The organism is Paenibacillus sp. YAE3 (genome assembly GCF_057546105.1).
On record NZ_BAAIYF010000006.1, the window covers coordinates 117742 to 139446 of the forward strand.

Genomic DNA, 21705 nt, shown 5'->3' on the forward strand with positions numbered 1-21705 from the left:
ATCACGCAAGGCGGAAATAGGTCCCGCCGCCTTCGCCCGTCCATGATTCGATCCGTCCTCTGCGTTCAAGCTCCCGGGCATGCGCCAACGTTTCGCACATCGCAAAACGCATCTGGTGAATGCCGAGCTTCGTGCCAAACAACGAAACGCAAAGCCCGAACCCCGTGGCGGGAGCTTCCTCCAGCAGACGCTCCATCTTGGCAAGCCTCTCTTCATGATGCAGCAGCAGCGCCTCCAGCCGCTCTCCGAAATGCGTAAAAGGGTTGCGGTGCCCCGGGTAAGCGGTAGAGACCTCCAATGTTTTCAGCTTCAGCAGCCCTTGCATAAACGATTGAAGCGGCTCCGGATCGCTGCCCGGCATCAGGCTGACGTTGGGGGAAATTTGCGGCAGAACGGCATCCCCGCAAATCAGATGGCCGGTCTCCGGGTGGTAAAAGGAAAGATGCCCCGGAGCATGGCCCGCCGTTTCCATCGGCAGCCACCGGCGCCCGCCCATGGCCAAAAGCCGATTTGCATCGATAAAACCGACCTCGGGCATCGGGGTAACCTGCGGGATAAATCCATTCAGATGGGCTTCCAGCTGGCCGGCCCATTCTTCCGGCATGCCATGGCCGCGGAACAGCGCCGGCAAATCCCGGTTCATCGTCGAACCCGGTCCCCACATCAGCTGCGCCTCCCGGTAAGAACGTTCCGACATCCATACCCGGCAACCGGACTGCTCCTGCAGCCACCCGGCACAGCCGAGATGATCCGGATGGTGATGCGTCAGCACGATTTGCCGGATGTCGGCCGGCCCGATTCCCAGCTCCGCAAAAGCTTTTTTCCATTCTTCCTCGTTCCCGGGCGTCCGCGGCCCCGGATCGACGATCGTCATCCCATCGGGTCCGGGCAACAAATAGCTGTTTACCCAGCGCAGCGGAAAGGACATCGTTATTTTGACTTGAATGATTCCGTTTAAATGATCCGTTATCTCCGGCATGTTCACTTTGGATTAAACCTCTTTTCACGCTTGCTTGGAGCTTTGCGGGCGGCGTCCGACGAAGATCATCCGCTCGGATGTGTGCTCCTCGTAGCCTTCGTCTTCGTCGTATCCGCCATGGACTTCGTCCACGGCCAGACCGGCATCCGCGAGCATTTGCTTCATCTGCTCCAGCGTATACAGCTTGACGCGTTCGTGATACTGGCGCTGAGCGCCATCCCCTTGCAGGGGAGTAATCGTAATGTCTTTGATGACGAAATCGCGTTCGATGCGGCGTTTTTCGACGATCCGCTGCCCCTCCGCCTCCCGCTCTGATTCCGGCACCAGATGGGAGCGGACATACGGGGAATTCATAAAATCAATGATGAACCGGCCTCCGGGCTTCAGCATCCGGTAAATTTCCCGCAGAACTTTCAGCTGCTCCCCGTCCTCGCGGAAGTAGCCGAAGGACGTAAACAAATTCAGCACCGCGTCAAAGCCTCGTCAAGCGGAAGGCTGCGCATATCGGCCTGATGCCACTCGACGCGCCCGCGGTCGTCGGATTTCCGCGCTTCGCGGAGCAGCACGTCCGACAGGTCGACGCCGCTCACGCGGTAGCCGCTGTCTGCCAAAGCAAGCGCATGGCGGCCGGTTCCGCAGCATAAATCAAGCACCCGGGCGCTTCGAGGCAAATCCAGCCAGGAGATCATTTTTTTGACCTCCCGGGCCGCGCCCTCCGCATCCCGGTGTTTATAAACGAGCAGATAGTCTTCTCCGAAACTTTTTTCGTACCAGTCTTTGATCATGGCGGCCTCCTGAGACGATAGCAGTTTATGTATTACTTAACCGCGGTTGATCCTATTGTACCCAGGCGGCCGGATCTTCAAAAAATGGCTCCCGCTCGCATCCTACCATTCAGCTTAATGCATCTTCCCGATCTTGCCAAGGCGAAAACGGCTCGTTCTGCTGGCCGTTCAGGCGTAACATCGGGCGACAAAAAACGTTATAGATACATATCGATGAAATTGCGGAGGGATATTTATTCAAACGAAAAAATGTTGGCTGCTCCTGCTTCTTTGTGTGTTTCTATTGGGCGGATGCGCCGATCGTAACACGATGAACGGACCGCTTTACGAAGGAAAGCCCTTAACCATCGGCATCATCGGAGAAGCGCCTGAAGTGAGGGAAACAAACGTCTCTTTTGTGCCTTTAGGGCTGGAGGAGATGGCCAAAAATCCGGAGAAGCTGCCATCGCGGTTCGACGCCGTCTTTATTATGAAGGATTATTTTCGCGAGGCCTATGCGCCTCAGTATAAGAAAGCTTATCAAGAAGCAGGCCTCCCCTTTATCTTTATTCAGATCGACAAACTGCTTCCAATGTACATGGAAGAGGACGTATCTTACGATGACGCTCCAAGCGCAAACGATCTTCGGTTTGCCGCCGGCTATTACCGAACGCCAAAAGATGAAGAGAAGCAATGGGGATTCGGATTGTACAATGACACCGAAAACGAAACCAACGTCAAAACCACGTACTCAACCATATTCCGGACGATAGAGTCCAAAAGCTTGGATTAATCCTATATCAAAGCGAAAAGCCCGGAACAATCCGGGCTTTTTTGCCATGAATAAAGTCTATTTTTATGTTACCCCTGCGTGCCGGCCGTCTCCAGCTTTTGCTTGCGTATGCTCGAAAGTTTTTTGCCCCAGGTCAGAGACAACACAAGACTCAGCACCAAAATGAGGGCCCCGAAGGAATACGGCAGATTCATATGAACGTCGAACAAAATGCCGGCGAGCGCCGGCCCAAAAATATTGCCAAGGCTCATGTAGGCGTTGTTCATCCCCATGACGAATCCCTGCTCCTCAGGCCCGGCCATTTTGGACAAAGCGGTGTTGATCGCCGGTCTCATGATGGACGTAAACGTGAAGAAGATGAGGATCAGCAGCATGTTGTACCAGAAGTTGCCCGAAAGCAGCATCAACACCATCATCATTGCCGACACCAGGAAGGACACGTTGATCAGCTTGTTTTCGCCGAAACGAAGCAGCAGCTTGTTGATCACCGCGCCTTGAATGACGACGCCGACGAGCGATCCGACCGTGATGATGACGGAAATTTCCTTCGTGGTATACGCATATTTGTTGTCGACGTACAGGCTGAAGACCGCCTCAAAATTGACGAGACCGAAGGTCAGCGTAAATACGAGAATCAAGTAGATAAAATACGGCGCCTTCACGGAAGCGACCAGTTGTTTCAAGATGCTTTCGCGTTTTTGCTGCGACGCTTTGGCTGCCTGACGGCGTTCCACCGACAGCGTTTCTTTCAGCATGAAAAAAGACAGGACGGTGGCGACCGCCGCCACGAGAGCCGAAATGTAAAACGGCGCGCGCAGGCCGAGATCCGCCAAAAAACCGCCGATGCCCGGGCCGATCACAAATCCTAGCGACATCGCTGCCCCAAGCAGCCCCAAACCTTTGCCGCGCGTTTCCTCCGTCGTGCTGTCCGCGACGTAAGCCATCATGGCCGGAATCATCATCGCGGCGCCGATGCCGCCCAAAAAACGGGAAGCGTAAAGCATCCACATGACGTTGGCGACGGCAAACATAAATTGGGAGACCGTAAACAAGCCCAGCCCCAACACGATCATCAGCTTGCGGCCGTATTTGTCGGCCCATTCGCCGGCCAGCGGCGAAAACAGAAACTGCGTGAGTCCCGAGGCGGCAATCAAATATCCCGCAGCCGTTCCCCCGGCGTGGAAATCCTCCAGCAGTTTGGGCAAAATCGGAATGACCAGCCCGATGCCCAGCATGGCTATAAACATATTAATCATCAGTACGTACAGCGACCTGTTTATTTTTGAACCGGATGACATGAAGTATAGTTCTCCTTTTCCTCGTTACGGATTTTTCTTTCTCTAAATCCTTGCATCTCTAATCTAAATAACGTTTGATGCCGGGCAGCGCGGCCAAGCGGCCGGCAAGCTCCGAGAGCGCCCCGACCTGCAGCAGGTTATGCAGCATCCCCTGCACGATTATGCGCCGAGGCGAAGAGCTTTTCAGCTCATGGTCGAGCATCAGGATCGAATTGCGGATATCCTGCTCTTTTTTTCCCGATTCCCCTAGGCAATCGGCTTTACGGTACAACCGGCAAATCAGGTTTTCCACATTGTCCGTCTCGGGCTCCGGCATTTCGCACAGCAAATATTCGGGGTAGTTATGCACGCCAAGGATCGGTTTGACGCCGTTATCGCCCATCAACCCTTCCGCCATATATCCCAGCAGCTTCAATATATAACGGGACAGCTCGGTAATGTCGATCGCCACGTTTTCCAAGATGATCAGCACGCTGAACTGCTCCAGCAGAGCGAACATCGAAAAAACCAATTCCACCGCATACGGCTCGATCTCCGGCCCGTAGACTTGTTTGAACATCTGCTCGAAGTGCCGGATCATCCGCGCGCGCATCGAGCCCGACGCTTTCACGACCTCTTCGGTATACGCATTCGGGTTTTCCGTGATCAGCATCCGGATCAAATCCCGGTTCGCCAAAGATTCGCGAAGCTGCAGCTCGATCTGCTGTCTCAGGCTGTCCGCCGAATCGCCGTGTTCGCGGTTCATGCTGGCCTGAAGTTTGACGTAAAGCCGGTCGTTGATCATATGGAATATGGACAGCAATAGCTGGTCTTTCGATTTGTAGTGCTGGTACAGCGTCGCTTTGGACATGCCGCAACCCTCGGCGATATCCTGCATGGTTGAACCGTTGAATCCCTTCCGGGCGAAAATATGGATGGCTGCATCCATAATCTCCTGTTTACGGTCAATGGACATGGCTTGTTTTCACTTCCTCTTGGTTTCTTGCCGCCCTCGAAAAAACTATATGGTTTTGCAACTGAACGATATAGTTTTATCGAGATTTTAACCGTTCGCTTCCTCCCCGTCAAGAGAAAGTTTTCAATTTCGACAAGGGTTAAAAGCGGCCCGATTTCTGGCAGAAAATAGCGGAAAATAATCCGTTTGCGGCCACATCTTCCGACAAACGTTTTGAGAGACAAATGATATATTGAAAGTGCACTTACGATTCAAGTGTATAAAATGGAGGGATTAATCAATGGAAAACTTTGAACAAGAACTGCTGCTGTCCGACGAAGAGGTAGAGTCTCAAATCGAAGACGTCGAGGAAGACGACGAAGAAGAGGAAGACGAATCCGAAATCGAATTCGATTCCGACGATGAGGACGAAGATTCCGAAGAAGATTCCGAGGAAGATTCCGAGGAAGATTCTGAGGAAGACGAAGACCAGTAACCCTAATGCCAATCCCTTCAACCAGAACGGCAGAACTTATCAAACCAACCTGTTCAGCCATGAACAGGTTTTTTCATGGAAAAAATTCCGATAAGGGATCTTGGCCACGGCCCTTTGCGGATGCATTGCGCGGGGCCCGGGCACTGAAAAAGGCGCCCGTCCCGCCGATGGGACAAGCGCCTGCCATGATTCAATCTTGATTATTTGCTGAGCGTTTCGGTCAAAACCGGCACGATTTGCGATTTGCGGGATACGACGCCTTTCAGCACGGCCGTATTGTTTTCCAGCTTCACGTTGTATGCCGTTTCCACGGCGGAAGCGGCTTTGCCGAGCGCCAGGGCGACGGAGTCGTTGTTCAGGATGTCGGTGACGACAAAGACGAACAGATCGAGGCCTTTTTGGGCGATGATGCCGTTCAGGGCGTCTTCCAGCTCGGCTTGGCGGCCAAGGACATCGTTCGTGTCCACGACGTTCACCTGGGCGATTTCCACCTTGTGGCTGCCCATTTGGAATTCTTTCGCATCGAGGGAGATGAGTTCGGCAATCGTTTTGCTGCTCATGTCCGCACCGGCTTTCAGCATGTCAAGGCCGTATTCTTCCAGTTTGACGCCGGCGATGTCGGCAAGCTCGCGGGCAGCAGCCACGTCTTCGTCCGTGCAGGTCGGCGATTTCAGCAGGAGCGTATCGGATACGATCGCCGATACCATCAGTCCCGCGATTTCTTTCGGAATCGCGACATTTTTTTCCTTGAACAGCTTGTTCAGGATGGTGGCCGTGCAGCCGACAGGCTCCGCGCGGTAATAAAGCGGATGGCTTGTCTCGAAATTCGCGATGCGGTGGTGGTCGATGACTTCCGTCACGCGTACTTGGTCGATGTCGTCGGCGCTTTGCTGGCGTTCGTTATGGTCGACGAGAATGACTTCGCCGGCTTCGCCCGCCACTTTGTCCACAAGGCGCGGAGCTTCGACCTTGAACGTATCCAGCGCGTACTGGGTCTCGCCGTTCACATTGCCCAAACGCACGGCTTCCGTGTCAAATCCGAGCTGGTTTTTCAAATAGGAGTAAACAATCGCTGAAGTAATCGTGTCCGTATCCGGATTTTTATGTCCGAAAATCAAAGTTTTGGCCATGAGTTTCATTGCTCCTTATTGATTATTGATGTAATAAAGTACAGACATTCCAGAAATGTCTTCGTTTCTACCTTCGATTATAGCGGTAATTCGTTAATATTCCAATTCCTTTACAGAGATTTATTTCAAATCGGCGGGTCAGGCTTCGGGAACGGTATTTTTCGGAATTTCGCTTAACGGCACGCCTTCCTTATAATACAGCGAATGCTGCAGCAAAACGAAAAATATATGCGCGCGGTCGAAGCCGTGGCGCTTCAAATGCCCGTCGATCATCTTGGCGATGGCGTCATGCTTTCCCTGTTCTCTCGGAAACATATAGATTTCAACCGACTGCGGGCTGTTTGTGATTTTTTCCACATGCAAAAGCTCGATTTTGACGATCTCCTGCGGAATGTTGGCGATGGCTGCCATTTCTTCGACGATCGCGGGCGAGACGGCCTCCACCACGTTTTTTTCGAACCCCGTAAATCTGACAAAAGGCACTGCATTTCCCTTCTTTCCTGAAGTTGGTGTTACTGCGCATTAGGCACTATATACCGTAACACAAAAACACCGGAGGAGTCACCTCCCGTACGGGGACCCCTCCTTGCCAACGTTATTCCATAATTTTGGACGGGTTGGCCACCACGTCGATTTTCTCCTGCACGCGTTCACGGTCGCCGAGAAACGTCCGGTTCAGCGGCTTTAAATCGTCATCCAGCTCATACAGGATCGGCACGGCGGTCGGGATGTTCAGGTCGACGATCTCCTCGTCGCCGATGTTTTCCAGCACTTTCATGAGCGCCCGCAGGCTGTTGCCGTGGGCCACGACAAGCACGTGTTCCCCGGCTTTGATGCGCGGGACGATCTCCGCTTCCCAATAGGGCACGACCCTGGCGATCGTATCCTTGAGGCTTTCTCCGAGCGGAATTTCCTTGTCGGTGAGTTTCCCGTATCGCCGGTCGTTTTTCGGATAGCGTTCGTCTTCGGCGGTGATTTTCAGCGGGGGCACGTCATAACTTCTGCGCCACAGCCGCACCTGCTCCTCCCCGTATTTTTGGGCGGTTTCGTCCTTGTTCAACCCCTGAAGCGCGCCGTAATGCCGTTCATTGAGCTTCCAGCTTTTGCGGACGGGAACCCAAAGCAGATCGTTTGCCTCCAGTATGTAATCCAGCGTTTTAATGGCTCTTTTGAGAACCGACGTAAATGCAATGTCGATTTCGTACGGAAGCGCTTTGAGCAGTTCCCCCGCTTTGATCGCCTCGCGGACGCCTTTTTCCGTCAGGTCGACGTCCGTCCAACCCGTGAACCGGTTTTCCCGGTTCCATTCGCTCTCCCCGTGCCTTACCAATACGACCTTGTACATCTCAAGCATGCCTCCCTTGCTGACGCAGCGGTTATTCGCTGCAATGGGCCGTGATGGGCCATCTTCATTATTTAACCGTTATTCGGTTCTTTGATTCATGCGGGCGACGTAATTCTCGGAGGCGAGAAAATGGATCTTGCGCGCCTTTTCGTCATATTCGTAAATGAGAATCGTCCCGTGATTGCTCGAATCGGGATTGTTGTCAATGACGGCGAAACGGTTGGCGCCGAGGGATACGATTTGCTCCCCTTTCGTCGTGATGTTCATCTCGTCGGGAAAACTGGGAATGTTGATGCCATGCGCGTAGGTTTCCATGCTTCCCGTAAAATGGGACGCAGCGTCCGGCTGCGGCTTGACGATCATAATGACCAGGCAAATGACAACAATCATCATGATGCCGCTTAATACCAACATAAATACATTGTTTTTCTGATCCAAATCGCTTCTTCCTTCCTATCCAAAAAAATCCGCTTAAATAAGGTTATTTCCTCCCGCGGGGCCATCGGTTGCCCTGCATGCCCGTCTACTGTAAAATTGAATGGAGGTTACATATCGTAAGGAGGAACATCACATGAGAGACGCTTACTTATTCGCGCTGATGGAGAAAAACCGCAACACGATCATCAGCAAGGTTGAACAACTTCCGGAAGACAAACGCATGCTTGTCCCGCAAGGCTTCAACAACAACATTCATTGGCAGCTCGGGCATCTGCTGACCGTCACCAGCGGCATTTTGTTCCGTTTTGCCGGCAAGGATGCCGTCGTGCCTGAAAATTACCAATCCTTTTTCGGCAATGGCACGAAACCGGCCGATTGGAACGGCGAACCTCCCGCTTGGGATACGCTGATTCAAGAGCTGACGGCACAATGCAAGCTTGTGGCCGACACCTTCGAAGGGAAACTTGACGAACCGCTGGCTGTCAAAGAAAATTTCGCCAAAGCCGAAACCGTCCGCGAAGCGTTCATCGTGAACCTCGGGCACGAAAACTACCATTACGGCATGATCAACGCCATGCTCCGAGTGCTCGCGTAATTCGCGTGCGGCCATCCAGCCGACATCCGAACAACGCCCTCTAAAATCATATAAAAGACTAAAATACCCTGGCTTTCCAAAAAGCAGGGTATTTTTGGTATCCATATTATTACATAGCACGTCTTTTTAGTAAATCGGTTTTTACAGTATTTTCTATTTTTTCTTTTTGTTTCGGGGGATTTCTGATCTTGCTTTACATATTATGAATCGTCTTATCGTAGCTTGAGGCGGTATTGAACGGCGCAAGCCCATTTTTTGGCCGCAACGACACCATTGCCCCGGACCTTACATAATATGAGTTGACTGTATCCCTTTACCTTGTTATACCATACAAACCCGAGCAAGGAGGGGTGACACCATTGAAGGGGAACGATCATAAGAGCAAATTTTTATTGACTCACCGTGAACGTGAAGTGTTCGAACTGCTTGTTCAGGATAAAACGACCCGTGACATCGCCGGTCAACTGTTTATCAGTGAGAAAACGGTGCGGAACCATATCTCCAACGTTATGCAGAAACTGAACGTGAAAGGCCGTTCTCAAGCCGTCGTCGAGCTGATCAAGCTCGGGGAATTAAAGATCTGATCGAGCCCTCAAATGCCTTGGCCTTCTGTAGCATGTCTTCCTTTTGGGGAAGGAATGACAGGAGGTTCTTTATTTTGTCGTTCCTATTTGTTGCAAAGCTGCGGGACCAGCCCAGAAGCAGGGATCCGTTTTTGCCTTTGATGGGAACGGCCATAAGCGCAAATGGGCCGAAAGAGATCCGCTCAAACGTCGAAAACGAACATCATCCGGTTCATTTCACGCAAGGAAGGGTGCCGCAAGGGCACCCTCAGGCTGTCGAGAAACCCACGCCTTGGAGACGCTGGGTTTCTCTTTTTTTCTTTGCACTTGCTAAAAGGCCAAAGCAAAGCTCCTTAAAAAAGTTGTCTGATTTACTATTGACAGTCCAGTAAAAAGACCTTGAACGCAAAGTGATATAAGGAACCATGGAGACCAATTGAATGTGAGGAGACGTAGGGAATCGAGGGTACAATTGGACGCGAGGAGATGTAGTCGAGGTGAGGAGGCAAGTCAAAGTAGGAAAGTAAATTTCTAACGATTGCCACAGAGGTTAATGCCGGGAAAATGTAGGTTATGATATTTTAACGGTTCTGGTTGACGTTATTTGGGCATTATGGTGGAACTTCTTATGGTAATCTTGCAAATAACCCCATTGGTAACCGTTAGAACTTACAGAGAACCATTTGAAGCCACATAGGCGCTGTCACAACCGTTAGAATTTGAGAACAGCTTACGCACAGTGATCTAACCCTGTGCCTCCGTAGACATTTCAGAGGATAATGAATTTCTCCATGAACTGAGGGTGCCGCAAGGGCACCCTTTTTTTGTGCTGCAATTACTGTCTTACGATGAGAATGTCTTGAGGCGGTCTGCCTGTTCTTTGGATTTCGGCAATCTCGGCGTTCGTTAGGTTGCGGCCGACCAAAATGAGCGAAGACGTGACGTTATCAAAGTTGAAGGAACCCAGGTTGGCTACGTTTTGGCTGCCGCGGAACACGCGGAAAGCTCCCCGGAAATTCACCTGCGAGAACAAAACAAGCGTAACTTGAGAAGGCTGCACACGGTTTCTTAGACGGAAGCTGGAAAGCACGTTGTCAAAACGAAACGCTCCAAGATCCCGGACTGCGACACCTCCACGTCTCAATACAATTCTGCGGCCCGAAAAATTGATGCCGGACCAAAGGGCAAGGCGTACATCACGGTTTGCCAAATATATCAACTCCTTTTCAAAGATTGATATATTCTATTCGGGTTTCATAAATCGGTATAAGACAAACGATCCAATGAAAATGATGGTTTTTTCATATTTTCACCTCTGTTTTCATAGAATATGCCGTGATCGAGCGGGCTTCTCTCCCGGGAGCCGGGAGTTTAAACCGCTGCGTGCCTGCCGAGAATAGACTCTGGAAGGAGGTGCACGGCATTGCTGTTTTGGCTGATCGCCGGCTTTATTGCGGTTCCGTTTGTTATGGCGGTCCTGGCTGCGTTAAACCGCGGGTTCCGTTGGATATGGAGTTTGCTTGCGCTGCTATCTTTTTATATCACCGGTTCCATCCTCGCGGCCGATGTGTACCGGAACATCCTCCATGGGACCGTTCTGACCACGGACGTCCACCATTTGCTGCTTAACCCTTGGTTTCTCGTTGCGGGCGCTTACCTCGGGTTATACGTCCCCTACCGGATGCTTGCCGGGTTATGGGTCCATATGCGTCGCCGATGATCGGCTCTCCCCCCGCCCTGGCTGCATGTATGCAGCGAGGGCTTTTTTGCGGGCCCGCCGCATGTTTAGCCAAAAAATATGTATTGACAGCAATCCCGAGCCTCTATATTATTAATCCATGCATATAACTGAGAATCATTATCAATTATAACCGAAATCAAAACTTCCATATAAAAGGAGCTGCTTTTTCTTGAAGTACAACGTCATTCTTCCAACCGGCATTCTCGCCGCTTCCCTTCTCTTCAGCGGATGCGGGCAGCAAAAAAACCAGGACGCCGATCCCGCGTCCGCGACGCCTGCTGCGCCTGCGGCCGCTGAAACGAATACGGCCCCTGCGGCCGACTTTTCCGCCAGCGTCGAACAATACCGGACTTTTGCGGTCGAACAGTGCGATCTTTTCGTCAAGGAGACCGAAAAATTCACGGCTGCGGTCAAAGCCGGCAAGCTGGAAGAGGCGAAAAAGCTGTACGCCCCTGCGCGCGCTTATTATGAACGGATCGAACCGGTAGCCGAAGCGCTCGGCGATTTGGACCCGAATATCGATGCGCGGGTGAATGACGTCGACGCCGCCGACTGGCGCGGTTTCCACCGGATCGAAAAGGCGCTGTGGGAAGACAAAACGACGGCCGGAACGGAAGGGTTCGCCGACCAGCTGCTGAAGGACGCCCAATTGCTGCGCGCCAAAATCGAAACGATCGATCTGGATGCCAGCCTGATGGTCACCGGCGCGGTGGAGCTTCTGAATGAAGTGTCCTCCTCCAAGGTCACCGGCGAGGAAGAGCTTTATTCGCATACCGATCTGTACGATTTTGCCGCCAACGTTGAAGGGGCGCAGAAAATTTATGAAATATTGAAGCCCGAACTGGCGAAAAAAGACGCGGAGTTGGAAAAAGAAATCGAAACGCGTTTTGCCGCCTTGCAGAAAGAGCTGAATGCGTTCAAAAAAGGCGACGGTTACGTCGACTACACGGCATTGAAGCAGGACGAAATCCGCAAGCTCAGCCAAAACCTTGACGCATTGGCCGAACCGCTGTCCAATATGGGCAAGATTTTGGGAGTGTAGCGACATGCCGGAAAAGCATCTGCCTTCAAACGACGATTCTATCCTGAAAAAACCGATGACCCGCCGCGATGTCCTTCGTTTGGCGGGTACCGGCGGTCTTGGCCTTCTTCTCGGCGGCGGCGCGATCGGAACGCTGCTGACGACGGAGAACAAGCGCAAGACGAAAGCCGCCGGAACCGTCTCCACAGAGGAGGACTCCATTCCTTTTTACGGAGCGCACCAAGCCGGCATCATCACGCCTGTGCAAAACTTCATCTGCTTTGCAGCCTTTGACGTGACCACAAGCGGCGCGCCATCGCTGAAAAAGCTGTTCCAGGCCTGGACCGCCGCCGCCGCGGCGATGGCCGCAGGCCAACCGGTGGGCGAGGAAAGCGGCAATGGCAACCTTCCGCCGACCGACACCGGCGAATCGGCCGGGCTCAGCCCTTCCCGGCTTACGATCACGTTCGGCGCAGGGCCTTCGCTGTTTGACGACCGGTTCGGCCTGGCCGCGAAAAAGCCGCCGACCTTCAAAGAACTGCCCGCATTTAACGGGGATCAGCTCGAACCCGAGTGGTGCGGTGGCGACATTGGCGTGCAGGTATGCGCGGACGATATGCAGGTCGCATTTCATGCCGTGCGCAACCTGGCCAGAATCGCGCGCGGAAAAGCGGTCCTGCGCTGGGTGCAGGAAGGCTTTCAGCGGACGAACCAGGCCGACCCGTCGGGAAGCACGCCACGCAACCTGCTCGGCTTCAAGGACGGAACCGCCAATCCCCAAGTGGCCGACGAAAAGGAAATGAACCGGATCGTATGGGCGCAAAGCGGCGACGGAGCCCCATGGATGGCTGGAGGAAGTTATATGGCCGTCCGCCGGATCCGCATGCGCATCGAGGTATGGGACCGATCCACCTTGAAAGACCAGGAGGAGACGTTTGGCCGTTACCGTTCCAGCGGGGCTCCGCTTGGCGCGAAAAACGAATTCGATCCGGTCGATCTGAATGCCGCGGACGAAAGCGGCAAACCGTACATCCCCCGGGATTCCCATGTCGCGCTGGCGAGGGGCGACGGCTCCATTCAAATTCTCCGCCGCTCCTACTCTTATTCCGGAGGCATGGACATCAAAACCGGTCAGCTCGACGCCGGGCTTTTGTTTATCAGCTATCAGCGGGACCTGTTCAAGCAATTCGTCCCCCTGCAGCAAAAATTGGCGAAAAGCGACCGCTTGAACGAATACATTTTGCACGTGGGCAGCGCCGCGTTTGCCTGCTTCCCCGGAGCCGCCCAAGGAGGGTACATCGGGGATACCTTGTTTTAACAATTGATTTTGAAGGAGACTAATGCCAATGCGGTCCATACGCCATGACGACCAGACGAACATAAAACGCAGCCGCCGAAGCAAACCCCGCATGACGGCCATGTTGGCGCTCGCCATCCTGATGTTTTTCCATCTGGTGGCGGCCCCGGCATTTGCCGAAACCGGTCAAACCTCCACCCTGGACCGGCTCCTCCCCGCCGTCGGCAGCGCGCTGGTGGAAAGCGGTCAACAACAGTGGAAAGAAGCGTCCACAGATTTGGAACAGTTTAAAACGGATTGGACCGCCTTGAAGCAAAACGGCGGCAAGGATTTGGCCGACCTGACGGCACGGGTCGATGCGGCCCTGGCCGAGGCCGAGTCGAAGCTCCGGCAGGAGGATGCCGGGGCCAAGCAGGCGTTGTCGGCGCTAGCCAAAGCCGTCAACGCTTACGTCGAGGCCGCTTCCGGCCAGCGGCAAGGCGGCCGCCAAACTTCCGGCGGTGCGGAATCGGCCGCAAAGCTGCTTCCTTTTGCTGAGGAAAGCCTTGCCGCCATGGAGCAAAAGGATTGGGCCAAAGCCAAGTCGAGCTATCAAAACATCGTCGATGCCTGGCCAAAAAGCGAGACGCCGATCCGCAGCGACAACTTTGTCGTCTACGGGCAGCTTGAAACCCAAATCAGCCTGGTGCGCATCGCGCTGCAAGCGGATCCCGTCCGCGAAGACCAGGCCGTACAGCAAATGAACAAGCTGATTGCGCTGTTGACGGATTATGCAAACGGAAAAGTCCGGCTGGCCGGCGACGGCAACGAAAGCATCCATTCGTTGTCCGACCTGCTGGGCGTGCTCGAGACGGCACGCAAGCAAACCGCGGACGGCCAAACCGCCCAAGCCGCGGACAGCATGAACCAATTCATCGCGTCTTGGCCCGCCGTGGAAGGCGAGGTCCGGGTGTCGTCCCCGTCTTTGTATACCCAAGTGGAAAATCAGATGTCCGAGGTGTCCGGTTACCTTCTTTCGACGCCTCCCCGCAGTCAGGAAGCGCTCCAAGTTATCGAAGACATGCAGTCCTCCCTTGCGGAGGTTGCCGGCAGCCACAGCTATACCGCCTGGGACGCCGCGCTCGTGCTGCTCCGGGAAGGGCTGGAAGCCATTCTCGTCATTGCCGCGCTGCTTTCCTACCTGAAACGAAGCGGTCACGCCGAAGGGCGGAAATTCATCTGGTCGGGCGCGGGAACCGGTTTGGCGCTGTCGCTGCTGCTCGCCGTCGTGTTGACCTATACGATATCCAAAGCCGCTTCCGGCAGCGCCCGCGAGCTGATCGAAGGCATTACCGGACTGGTCGCCGTCGTCATGATGATCACTGTCGGGCAATGGCTGCACAACAAATCGAACACCAAAGCCTGGAACCGCTATGTCGGCAAGCAAATGGACCAGGCGTTGGCGAAAGGCAGCCTATGGTCCCTGTTTGCCGTAGCCCTGCTGGCCATTGTAAGGGAGGGTGCCGAAACGACGATTTTTTACGTCGGCATGGCACCGTCGATGCCGATGTTTCAGCTGATCCTCGGCGTCGTCATAGCGCTGGCCATCCTCGCGGTATTGGGTTATGCCATCATCGCGCTCAGCGCTGCGCTGCCGATCCGGGCCTTTTTCCTGGTCGCGACGCTGCTGATTTATTACCTCGTGTTCCGCTTCCTTGGGGACAGCATTCATTCGCTTCAGGTGGCAGGCCGACTGTCGGCCCATTCGGATCCGTCGCTGCCTTCCGTTTCCTGGCTCGGCATGTATCCGACGTGGGAAACGTTCATCCCGCAAATGGTCATTTTGGCCTACATCATTTGGCAGGTGCTGCGGCAGGAAATCGGCCGATCGAAAAAATCCCGCGTCAGCGCCGGAAACGTCCAATAACAATAACTTTACCCGCCCTTTTACCCGAGTTCCACGCGAACGCGGGTTTTTTCTTTTTCTTAAAAAATACCGGCCCTGAAAAATCCCGTCCCCCCCTTGTCACCGGAAGACTTTTGACCTATGATGGGAGGGAGATAAAAATAATTTTCTTGCAATCAAAAATAAATATTAAAATAATTTTCACACCTCGTCTTCAGATGAAGTCGTACAAAAGGGAGGTCCTTTCGTGGCTCCGTTCTTATATGCGCTGGCGCAGGAAAAAGATAAGCTGTCCCCGCAGGAACGCCGGATCGCCGATTTTATTCTCTCTTCCCCGGCCCAGGTGGTCCATATGGGGATCAAGGAACTGGCCGAGCAATGCGGAACCAGTCCGGCCACGGTCACCCGTTTCTGCAAGGTGTTCCATCTGAAGGGCTACCCCGATTTGAAGGTCAAGCTGTCGGCGGAACTCGCCCACACGGGACTGCAGGAACGAAACCAGGCTTCCTCTTACCAGGACATCGTGGCCAACAATCCGTTATCCAAAATCGTCGAAGCGATGGAAGCCAACCATTTGACCTCCATCCGGGATACGACGCAGCTTCTGGACATGAACCGGCTGTCGCAAGCCATTCGGCTGCTGTGCGATGCGCAGCGGATCGATTTGTACGGCGTGGCGACGTCGTCGGTCGTGGCGCTCGATTTTTACCAGAAGCTGATCCGGATCGGGAAAAACTGCACCGCATTCGCCGATCCCCACATGCAAATCACTTCGGCGTCGACCCTGACGGACCGGGACGTGGCGATCGCCATCTCCTATTCCGGGGAGACCGAGGAGACGATCAGCGCGTTGTCCTGCGCCAAAGACAGCGGCGCCGCAACGATCACGCTCACTTCTTACGGCAGCAACACGCTGGCATCCATGGCCGATATCCCCCTCTTCGTTTCTTCCCTAGAGGAAGGCATGCGAAGAGGCGACATGGCTTCGAGGATCGCCCAGCTTCATATCATTGACATTCTTTTCATGGGCATGAGCAGCGAGCAGTTCGGACAATACGTTCCCAAGCTGGAGCAGTCCTATCAAAACGTCCGGAACTACCGCAAAACAAGAGGAGGTTATTCAAAAGCATGAACATCTATACTTTCAAGCATGAGGCCGACTTCAACGCGACCGGTGCGGGTCTCATCGCCAGCCTGCTTCATACGAAACCAAGGTCCGTTCTCGGCATGGCGACGGGCAGTTCGCCGATCGGCATCTACCAGCGCCTGATTGAAATGAACCGGCAGGGGCTGGTCAGCTTCGCCAAAGCGTCCACCTACAACCTGGACGAATACGTCGGCCTGCCTGAAGGGCATCCGGAGAGCTACCGCAGCTTTATGAACGAAAAGCTTTTTAACCACATCGACATCAAAATGGAGAATACGCACGTGCCTGACGGCAACGCCGCCGACCTCGAGGAGGAATGCCGGAAATACGACGCCATGCTCGAAGAAAACGGCCCGGTCGATCTGCAGATTCTTGGACTCGGGCACAACGGTCACATCGGGTTCAATGAACCGGGCGAAAGCCTGATCGGCGGCACCCATGTCGTCGAGCTTCAGGAAAAAACGCGCACGGCCAATGCCCGCTTTTTCCCGTCTTTGGCCGACGTGCCGACGCAAGCGATCACGATGGGCGTCGGTAGCATTTTAAAAGCCAAACAAATCCTGCTGCTGGTCCGCGGCGAAGACAAGGCGGAAATCGTCAAACGCGCCTTGAAAGGGCCGATCACGTCCCAATGCCCGGCATCGCTTCTGCAATGCCATCCGAACGTCGTCGTGCTGCTGGATCAAGGAGCTGGAGGGTTATTATGATGAGCGAAACTTCAGGACAATTGTTGTACGGTAAAGTCGTCGTGCCGGGCAACGTCATCGAGGACGGCGTCGTCGCCATCCATGAAGGCACCATTCTTTATGCCGGCGAGGTGCAGCATTTGCCGGACCACCTGCATCATCTGAATCCCGGCAAAAAAACGGAAGGATATCTCGTGCCGGGTTTCATCGATGTCCACGTTCACGGCGGCAACGGCGAAGACTTTATGTATTCCGGCAAGGAGGAGCTCGACAAAATCACCTCCTTCCACTGTTCCCAAGGAACGACCGCCATGCTTGCCACCACGATGACGGCTCCTAAAGCATCCATCGACAAGGTGCTGAAGGAAGTCCACGAGTACAGGCAGCAGGATATGCCTTATGCCGTGATTGAAGGTGTTCACATGGAAGGGCCTTTCATCAGCCCGAAGTGGCCCGGAGCCCAAAATCCCGAGCATATCGTCCATCCGAACGTCGAATGGCTCGAAGCCTGGGAGACACAGTATCCGGGACTTATCAAACAGGTCACGCTTGCTCCCGAACGCGAAGGCGCGCTTGAGGCCATCGCCTGGATGAGCGAACACGGCATCAACGCCGCTCTCGGCCATACCGATGCATCTTACGAGGAAGTCGAAGCGGCGGTAGAAGCCGGTCTCCGCCAAGCCGTCCATACGTTCAACGCCATGACGCCGATCCATCACCGCAAGCCGGGCACGGCCGGGGCGGTGCTCAGCGACGACCGGATTCATGCCGAAATCATTGCCGACGGCATCCATGTGCATCCGGCGTGCATTTCGATTTTGACGAAAGTGAAAACAAACGATAACTTGATCCTGATTACGGATGCGATGTCCGCAGCGGGCATGCCGGACGGCGATTATACGATCGGCGATTTGCCCGTAGAAGTAAAGGACGGCATCGCGATATTGAAAGGCGAGTCGAACAGCCTGGCCGGCAGCACGCTTACGATGATCAAAGGTTTCCGTTACCTCGTCGAAACCGTAGGATTGACCGTCGAGCATGCCTCGCGCATCGCCAGCTACAACCCGGCGAAACGCCTTCGAATCGAAGACCGGACCGGGACGCTTGAAGCCGGCAAGCAGGCGGATGTGCTGATGCTGGATGAGCGTTTGAACATTCAGGGCGTTTGGGTACGCGGACGCCAGGTCTTTTAATGAATTCCATCCTATAACAAAATGACGCTGGATCGCCGGCGTCATTTTTTTATGCCGCCCTTCCGAAAACACCAAAAAGCAGCCCGCAATGATGCGCAAAGCTGCTTTTTGTGTTTGTTTTTTACTGCGTCATGTGTCTGCCTGCAGGCGTTTTGCCGGGAGCGTTGTGCGTCGTGCCCATCGGGGTTAAGCGATGGTCGGTCGTGCTTGTATTCGTCGGGAAAATCCGTTCGATCATCGTCGAAAGCTCATTCACCATGCCGCCGATCGGATGGCCGTTTCTCACATCGGTTGCATAATTGCTGACGCGTTGGACAAAATCAGGATTAGCAGATACGTAAACATTGGTGATGTTTGGATCGGCTTTTTGGACGATCTTCGTGATTTTGTCTTTTACGTCGTTGCTTACGTTATAATTTTGCGAATAGGTTTGGCTTGTGCCGGCCGTTCCCGGCGTGGTTGCGTTAAATCCGTTGTTTCTCGTAATCGGCTCGCCGGCGCTCGTCGTATATCCGCGGAAGTTGCCGCCTGTTCCTGTTCCCGCTGTCCCGGTTCCTGCTCCTGTTCCGGTTGTGCCAGCGCCTGTTGCGCCCCTGCCGGTAGTGCCCATGCCGTTAGTTCCTGCCGCTCCGTTGAAACCGCGGGTATTCACGCCTGCCGCGCCGGTGTTAAAGCTGCTGTTGCTGCCGCTGGCGCCGTGGTTCATCGTGCCGAAGCTGTTATTGCGGAAACGGCCGTGGGTGCCGTCCGTGGCATGATTGGCTTGTGCGCCGTGTTCCAGGGAGACTGCCACGTACGCGCTGTTGCCTGCCTTAAGGACGTTGGCCGTGCGCACTTCCTTCAAGGCAGCCACTTTATCCGCAACGTCCTGGGCCGAAGTCAGGTTCGACAGGTCATGTCTTGCGTTTCGCGTGCCGAAGTTGCCGTCCGTATTGTAGGTGGAAAAACGGTTGCCGTTTCTCAAAGAGTTGACGTTCAGTCTGCCGTCACGGGTATCCAGCATCCGCCCGTCATGAACGTTGCGGGTGCGCACGTTCGTATTGGCAGGTTCTCTCGTGCCGCAGCCGGCCAATCCGGCCATGCTGACGATCAGTGCGGCGGATACGGAAAGACTAATGGCTTTGGATCGTATCATGAGTTCATCCTCCGTTATAATTAATGTAGTAACATCGTTTAGGATGACCTCGCGCTTGACGCGCTATGCTGAAAGGATTTGGCATCCTGAAGGCCTTTGAGCGGCAGCATCAGGCCGGAGGAGTTGCAGATTTAAGCCTGTCGACGGCCCCTTCCAGCAACTCCAAATCCTTGACAAATACAGGGTAAGCAAAAGATGCCCCCGGCGGAATGATCCATACCCTGTCCGGATCTGACGGTTCGGCTGCGATCAAATACACGGTTTCTTCCGTCTTAGCCATGCCGGCAACGGTCACGGTAGAGTCGATTATTTCATTTTTTAATGAAGAAACCGGTTGCTTTTGTGCCGCCCCTTTGGCCCAAAGCAAGTTCATCTGCGACAGCACCCGCATGGCATCGGATTCCGCTGCGGGCTTGCCGTTAAGCGACCATCCCCCTTCCCCTGCCTCATCGTTGGAATCGGTACGCTGCAGCAGCCATGACGTTCTTTTCCCCTCCCATTCGACCGCCGTCACGTCTTGCGGATCTACCCAGACCGGAAGCGAATCCGATCGTCCGGCCGCAGAATCCGGCTTACCCGGCGCTTCGGTTTGATCGGGGCGAAAGAAATACGCAATGCCGGCGATCAGAATGGCTGCAAGCGCAACGATAAGCGCCAAAACCCTTTTTTTCATTTAACTTTCCCCTTTCGCATGGCGTATTTTGCATGCATGAACGATTCGGCCCCGGCAAAAAGATGTCATTCACATATTACCCCGTTGGAAGCTTTTTACTACCTCTTTCCCCAAGATGCCCGGCGCCAGATCGAAATCGGGACAATGCCTAATGCCAATGATGCCGCTGCCACATACGATATCTCATGATTATAGCCTTTTAAGGAGGTCATGACATGACGACGGTGGTAGTGACGGGCGGTGCCGGGTTTATCGGCTCGCATCTAGTACGTCATTTGATCGATATGGGGCATCGGGTACATGTCATCGATGATTTGTCGGCCGGCAAGGCGGGGAACGTTCCTCAAGGCGCGACCTTGCATCAGGAGGATATTCGCTTGCCTGCCGCTTTTGAGGCGATCGTTGCGCTTCAGCCGGATACCGTGTTTCATCTAGCGGCACAAGCCGATGTGCAGCATTCCATCCAGCATCCGCGGGAAGACACCGAAATCAATGTGCTTGGTACGCTGAACATGCTGGAGGCCTGCCGCCAAGGCGGAGTCCGAAAATTCGTGTTTGCATCCACCTCGGGCGTTTACGGGAATCTGCAAAAGGATTTGCTGGAGGAAACGGACCCCGCCGTTCCCATCTCGTTTTACGGATTATCCAAATATGCGGCGGAGCATTATGTCCGGCTGTACGGCGAATTGTTCGATCTGGATTGGACCGTCCTGCGGTTCGCGAACGTCTACGGTCCCGGACAAACTTCGAAAGGGGAAGGCGGCGTCGTGTCCATTTTCCTGAACCAGCTCCGGCAAGGCATGCCCTTAACGGTTAATGGGGACGGGGAACAAACGCGGGATTTTATTTACGTTCAAGATGTCGTCGCTGCCCTGGCAGCGGCCCAAACGTCAGGGAAACGGAAAATCCTTCATGTCAGCACCGGCCAAGCGACCTCCGTCAATCGGTTGGTTGAGCTTCTTCGTCTGCACCATGGCCAAAAAACCGTTTGCGTCCATCGTCCGGACCGGGCAGGAGACATCCGCCACAGCCGCTTGTCCAACGCACGAGCCTTGGCGCATTTAAATTGGCGGCCTGCATACGGCATCGAGGAAGGACTCCAGCTGACGTACCAAAGCTTTTTCCGGTAAAGGGAATGCAAAAAAGCCGATCCCCGGCTGATGGCAGCCGGAGTCGGCTTGATCCGTATGATTCTATTCGTCTTTACGGAGCATCTACCGTTCCTTCCAAATAATACGCGGCAAGCTGCGCTTTATGTTCGACCGAGCGGGCCGTAAGGAAAAAATGGCGCATGGTGCCGTCGCCCGCCAAAACGCATTCTTCCCTCGTACGGGCCTGGGCATAGCAGGTTTCCATCGTCCAATAGATGATGGGTCCGTCCGGAGCGTCCCTCCGAATCATCAGTTCGAGCTCTCCCAGATCGCACATCGGTTTCAGCCAGGATACGTCGATATCCAAAATCACGCGGTCGCCCTCGGCGATTCCTTCCAATGTGACTCCCGTCAGGACAATCTCATCGGGACCGACCGTAAACGGCATGAAGGTTCCCGCTGCCGCCCCCACCCTGGTGTTGTATTTTGCCGTCACGCGAA

23 protein-coding genes and 1 pseudogene are annotated in these 21705 nt (G+C 54.2%); 12 read left to right on the plus strand and 12 right to left on the minus strand.

Annotated features, from left to right (window positions below):
* Window position 1: 1 nt before the first annotated feature.
* Together AC27KL_RS13285 and AC27KL_RS13290 are read right to left on the minus strand one after the other, a co-directional pair.
* Window positions 2-985: an MBL fold metallo-hydrolase gene (locus tag AC27KL_RS13285; RefSeq protein ID WP_487169999.1), complete on the minus strand. Its 984-nt coding sequence runs from the start codon at window positions 983-985 to the stop codon at window positions 2-4.
* Between the two features lie 18 nt (window positions 986-1003).
* Window positions 1004-1761, minus strand: a pseudogene (locus AC27KL_RS13290) (class I SAM-dependent methyltransferase).
* Between the two features lie 313 nt (window positions 1762-2074).
* Between AC27KL_RS13290 and AC27KL_RS13295 the strand changes: the two are divergent.
* Window positions 2075-2536, plus strand: coding sequence for a hypothetical protein (locus AC27KL_RS13295; protein ID WP_487170000.1), 462 nt, complete (start codon window positions 2075-2077; stop codon window positions 2534-2536).
* 68 nt (window positions 2537-2604) lie between these two features.
* Here AC27KL_RS13295 and AC27KL_RS13300 read toward each other — a convergent pair whose 3' ends face one another.
* Together AC27KL_RS13300 and AC27KL_RS13305 are read right to left on the minus strand one after the other, a co-directional pair.
* Window positions 2605-3834 carry an MFS transporter gene (locus AC27KL_RS13300; RefSeq protein ID WP_487170001.1) on the minus strand — a complete coding sequence of 410 codons (1230 nt, stop codon included), beginning with the start codon at window positions 3832-3834 and terminating at the stop codon, window positions 2605-2607.
* Between the two features lie 58 nt (window positions 3835-3892).
* Window positions 3893-4789 (minus strand): TetR/AcrR family transcriptional regulator, encoded by an 897-nt coding sequence (locus AC27KL_RS13305; protein WP_339323834.1) that lies wholly within the window; start codon window positions 4787-4789, stop codon window positions 3893-3895.
* A gap of 280 nt (window positions 4790-5069) precedes the next feature.
* Here AC27KL_RS13305 and AC27KL_RS13310 point away from each other — a divergent pair, with 280 nt between their 5' ends.
* Window positions 5070-5264 (plus strand): hypothetical protein, encoded by a 195-nt coding sequence (locus AC27KL_RS13310; protein WP_487170002.1) that lies wholly within the window; start codon window positions 5070-5072, stop codon window positions 5262-5264.
* A gap of 200 nt (window positions 5265-5464) precedes the next feature.
* Here AC27KL_RS13310 and AC27KL_RS13315 read toward each other — a convergent pair whose 3' ends face one another.
* From AC27KL_RS13315 to AC27KL_RS13330, 4 genes are all read right to left on the minus strand, one after another.
* Entirely contained in the window at window positions 5465-6394 is a 930-nt protein-coding gene (locus AC27KL_RS13315) for a manganese-dependent inorganic pyrophosphatase (RefSeq protein ID WP_487170003.1), read from the minus strand.
* Between the two features lie 138 nt (window positions 6395-6532).
* Window positions 6533-6877 (minus strand): DUF1904 family protein, encoded by a 345-nt coding sequence (locus AC27KL_RS13320; protein WP_487170004.1) that lies wholly within the window; start codon window positions 6875-6877, stop codon window positions 6533-6535.
* Between the two features lie 112 nt (window positions 6878-6989).
* A complete protein-coding gene (gene gpmA, locus AC27KL_RS13325) occupies window positions 6990-7739 on the minus strand; it encodes a 2,3-diphosphoglycerate-dependent phosphoglycerate mutase (protein ID WP_339323830.1) in 750 nt (249 codons plus the stop codon).
* Window positions 7740-7817: 78 nt separating this feature from the next.
* Window positions 7818-8177, minus strand: coding sequence for a hypothetical protein (locus tag AC27KL_RS13330; protein ID WP_339323829.1), 360 nt, complete (start codon window positions 8175-8177; stop codon window positions 7818-7820).
* A gap of 133 nt (window positions 8178-8310) precedes the next feature.
* Here AC27KL_RS13330 and AC27KL_RS13335 point away from each other — a divergent pair, with 133 nt between their 5' ends.
* Complete coding sequence (locus tag AC27KL_RS13335; protein ID WP_339323828.1) at window positions 8311-8772, plus strand: DinB family protein; 462 nt, start codon at window positions 8311-8313, stop codon at window positions 8770-8772.
* A gap of 359 nt (window positions 8773-9131) precedes the next feature.
* Window positions 9132-9356 (plus strand): helix-turn-helix domain-containing protein, encoded by a 225-nt coding sequence (locus AC27KL_RS13340; protein ID WP_036649309.1) that lies wholly within the window; start codon window positions 9132-9134, stop codon window positions 9354-9356.
* Between the two features lie 814 nt (window positions 9357-10170).
* On the opposite strand, the gene AC27KL_RS13345 is transcribed toward AC27KL_RS13340, so the two are convergent.
* Entirely contained in the window at window positions 10171-10545 is a 375-nt protein-coding gene (locus tag AC27KL_RS13345; protein WP_487170005.1) for a hypothetical protein, read from the minus strand.
* Window positions 10546-10758: 213 nt separating this feature from the next.
* Here AC27KL_RS13345 and AC27KL_RS13350 point away from each other — a divergent pair, with 213 nt between their 5' ends.
* The 7 genes from AC27KL_RS13350 to nagA all read left to right on the plus strand — a co-directional run bounded on the left by AC27KL_RS13350 (window position 10759) and on the right by nagA (window position 18305).
* Window positions 10759-11055, plus strand: coding sequence for a transposase (locus AC27KL_RS13350; protein WP_487170006.1), 297 nt, complete (start codon window positions 10759-10761; stop codon window positions 11053-11055).
* Between the two features lie 190 nt (window positions 11056-11245).
* Complete coding sequence (gene efeO, locus AC27KL_RS13355; protein ID WP_487170007.1) at window positions 11246-12118, plus strand: iron uptake system protein EfeO; 873 nt, start codon at window positions 11246-11248, stop codon at window positions 12116-12118.
* A 4-nt stretch (window positions 12119-12122) separates the two neighbouring features.
* Complete coding sequence (gene efeB / locus AC27KL_RS13360; protein WP_487170008.1) at window positions 12123-13415, plus strand: iron uptake transporter deferrochelatase/peroxidase subunit; 1293 nt, start codon at window positions 12123-12125, stop codon at window positions 13413-13415.
* A gap of 28 nt (window positions 13416-13443) precedes the next feature.
* Window positions 13444-15300 carry an FTR1 family iron permease gene (locus tag AC27KL_RS13365; protein WP_487170009.1) on the plus strand — a complete coding sequence of 619 codons (1857 nt, stop codon included), beginning with the start codon at window positions 13444-13446 and terminating at the stop codon, window positions 15298-15300.
* Between the two features lie 226 nt (window positions 15301-15526).
* The gene (locus tag AC27KL_RS13370; RefSeq protein WP_340999854.1) at window positions 15527-16411 is read left to right on the plus strand and encodes a MurR/RpiR family transcriptional regulator; all 885 of its coding nucleotides are present in this window, start codon (window positions 15527-15529) and stop codon (window positions 16409-16411) included.
* Complete coding sequence (gene nagB, locus AC27KL_RS13375) at window positions 16408-17133, plus strand: glucosamine-6-phosphate deaminase (protein WP_339323821.1); 726 nt, start codon at window positions 16408-16410, stop codon at window positions 17131-17133. Before AC27KL_RS13370 ends, nagB begins: the two co-directional genes overlap by 4 nt.
* Window positions 17133-18305, plus strand: a complete 1173-nt coding sequence (gene nagA / locus AC27KL_RS13380; protein WP_487170010.1) for an N-acetylglucosamine-6-phosphate deacetylase — start codon at window positions 17133-17135, stop codon at window positions 18303-18305. The genes nagB and nagA overlap by 1 nt, the downstream gene beginning before the upstream one ends.
* 121 nt (window positions 18306-18426) lie before the next feature.
* Here nagA and AC27KL_RS13385 read toward each other — a convergent pair whose 3' ends face one another.
* Together AC27KL_RS13385 and AC27KL_RS13390 are read right to left on the minus strand one after the other, a co-directional pair.
* Window positions 18427-19440: a YhcN/YlaJ family sporulation lipoprotein gene (locus AC27KL_RS13385; RefSeq protein ID WP_487170011.1), complete on the minus strand. Its 1014-nt coding sequence runs from the start codon at window positions 19438-19440 to the stop codon at window positions 18427-18429.
* A 109-nt stretch (window positions 19441-19549) separates the two neighbouring features.
* Window positions 19550-20113, minus strand: a complete 564-nt coding sequence (locus AC27KL_RS13390) for a hypothetical protein (protein ID WP_487170012.1) — start codon at window positions 20111-20113, stop codon at window positions 19550-19552.
* A gap of 215 nt (window positions 20114-20328) precedes the next feature.
* Between AC27KL_RS13390 and AC27KL_RS13395 the strand changes: the two genes are divergently transcribed.
* Complete coding sequence (locus AC27KL_RS13395) at window positions 20329-21243, plus strand: NAD-dependent epimerase/dehydratase family protein (protein ID WP_487170013.1); 915 nt, start codon at window positions 20329-20331, stop codon at window positions 21241-21243.
* 73 nt (window positions 21244-21316) lie between these two features.
* Here the strand turns inward: AC27KL_RS13395 and AC27KL_RS13400 are convergent, their stop codons facing one another.
* Window positions 21317-21700 carry a hypothetical protein gene (locus tag AC27KL_RS13400; RefSeq protein ID WP_339323816.1) on the minus strand — a complete coding sequence of 128 codons (384 nt, stop codon included), beginning with the start codon at window positions 21698-21700 and terminating at the stop codon, window positions 21317-21319.
* Window positions 21701-21705: the final 5 nt, after the last annotated feature.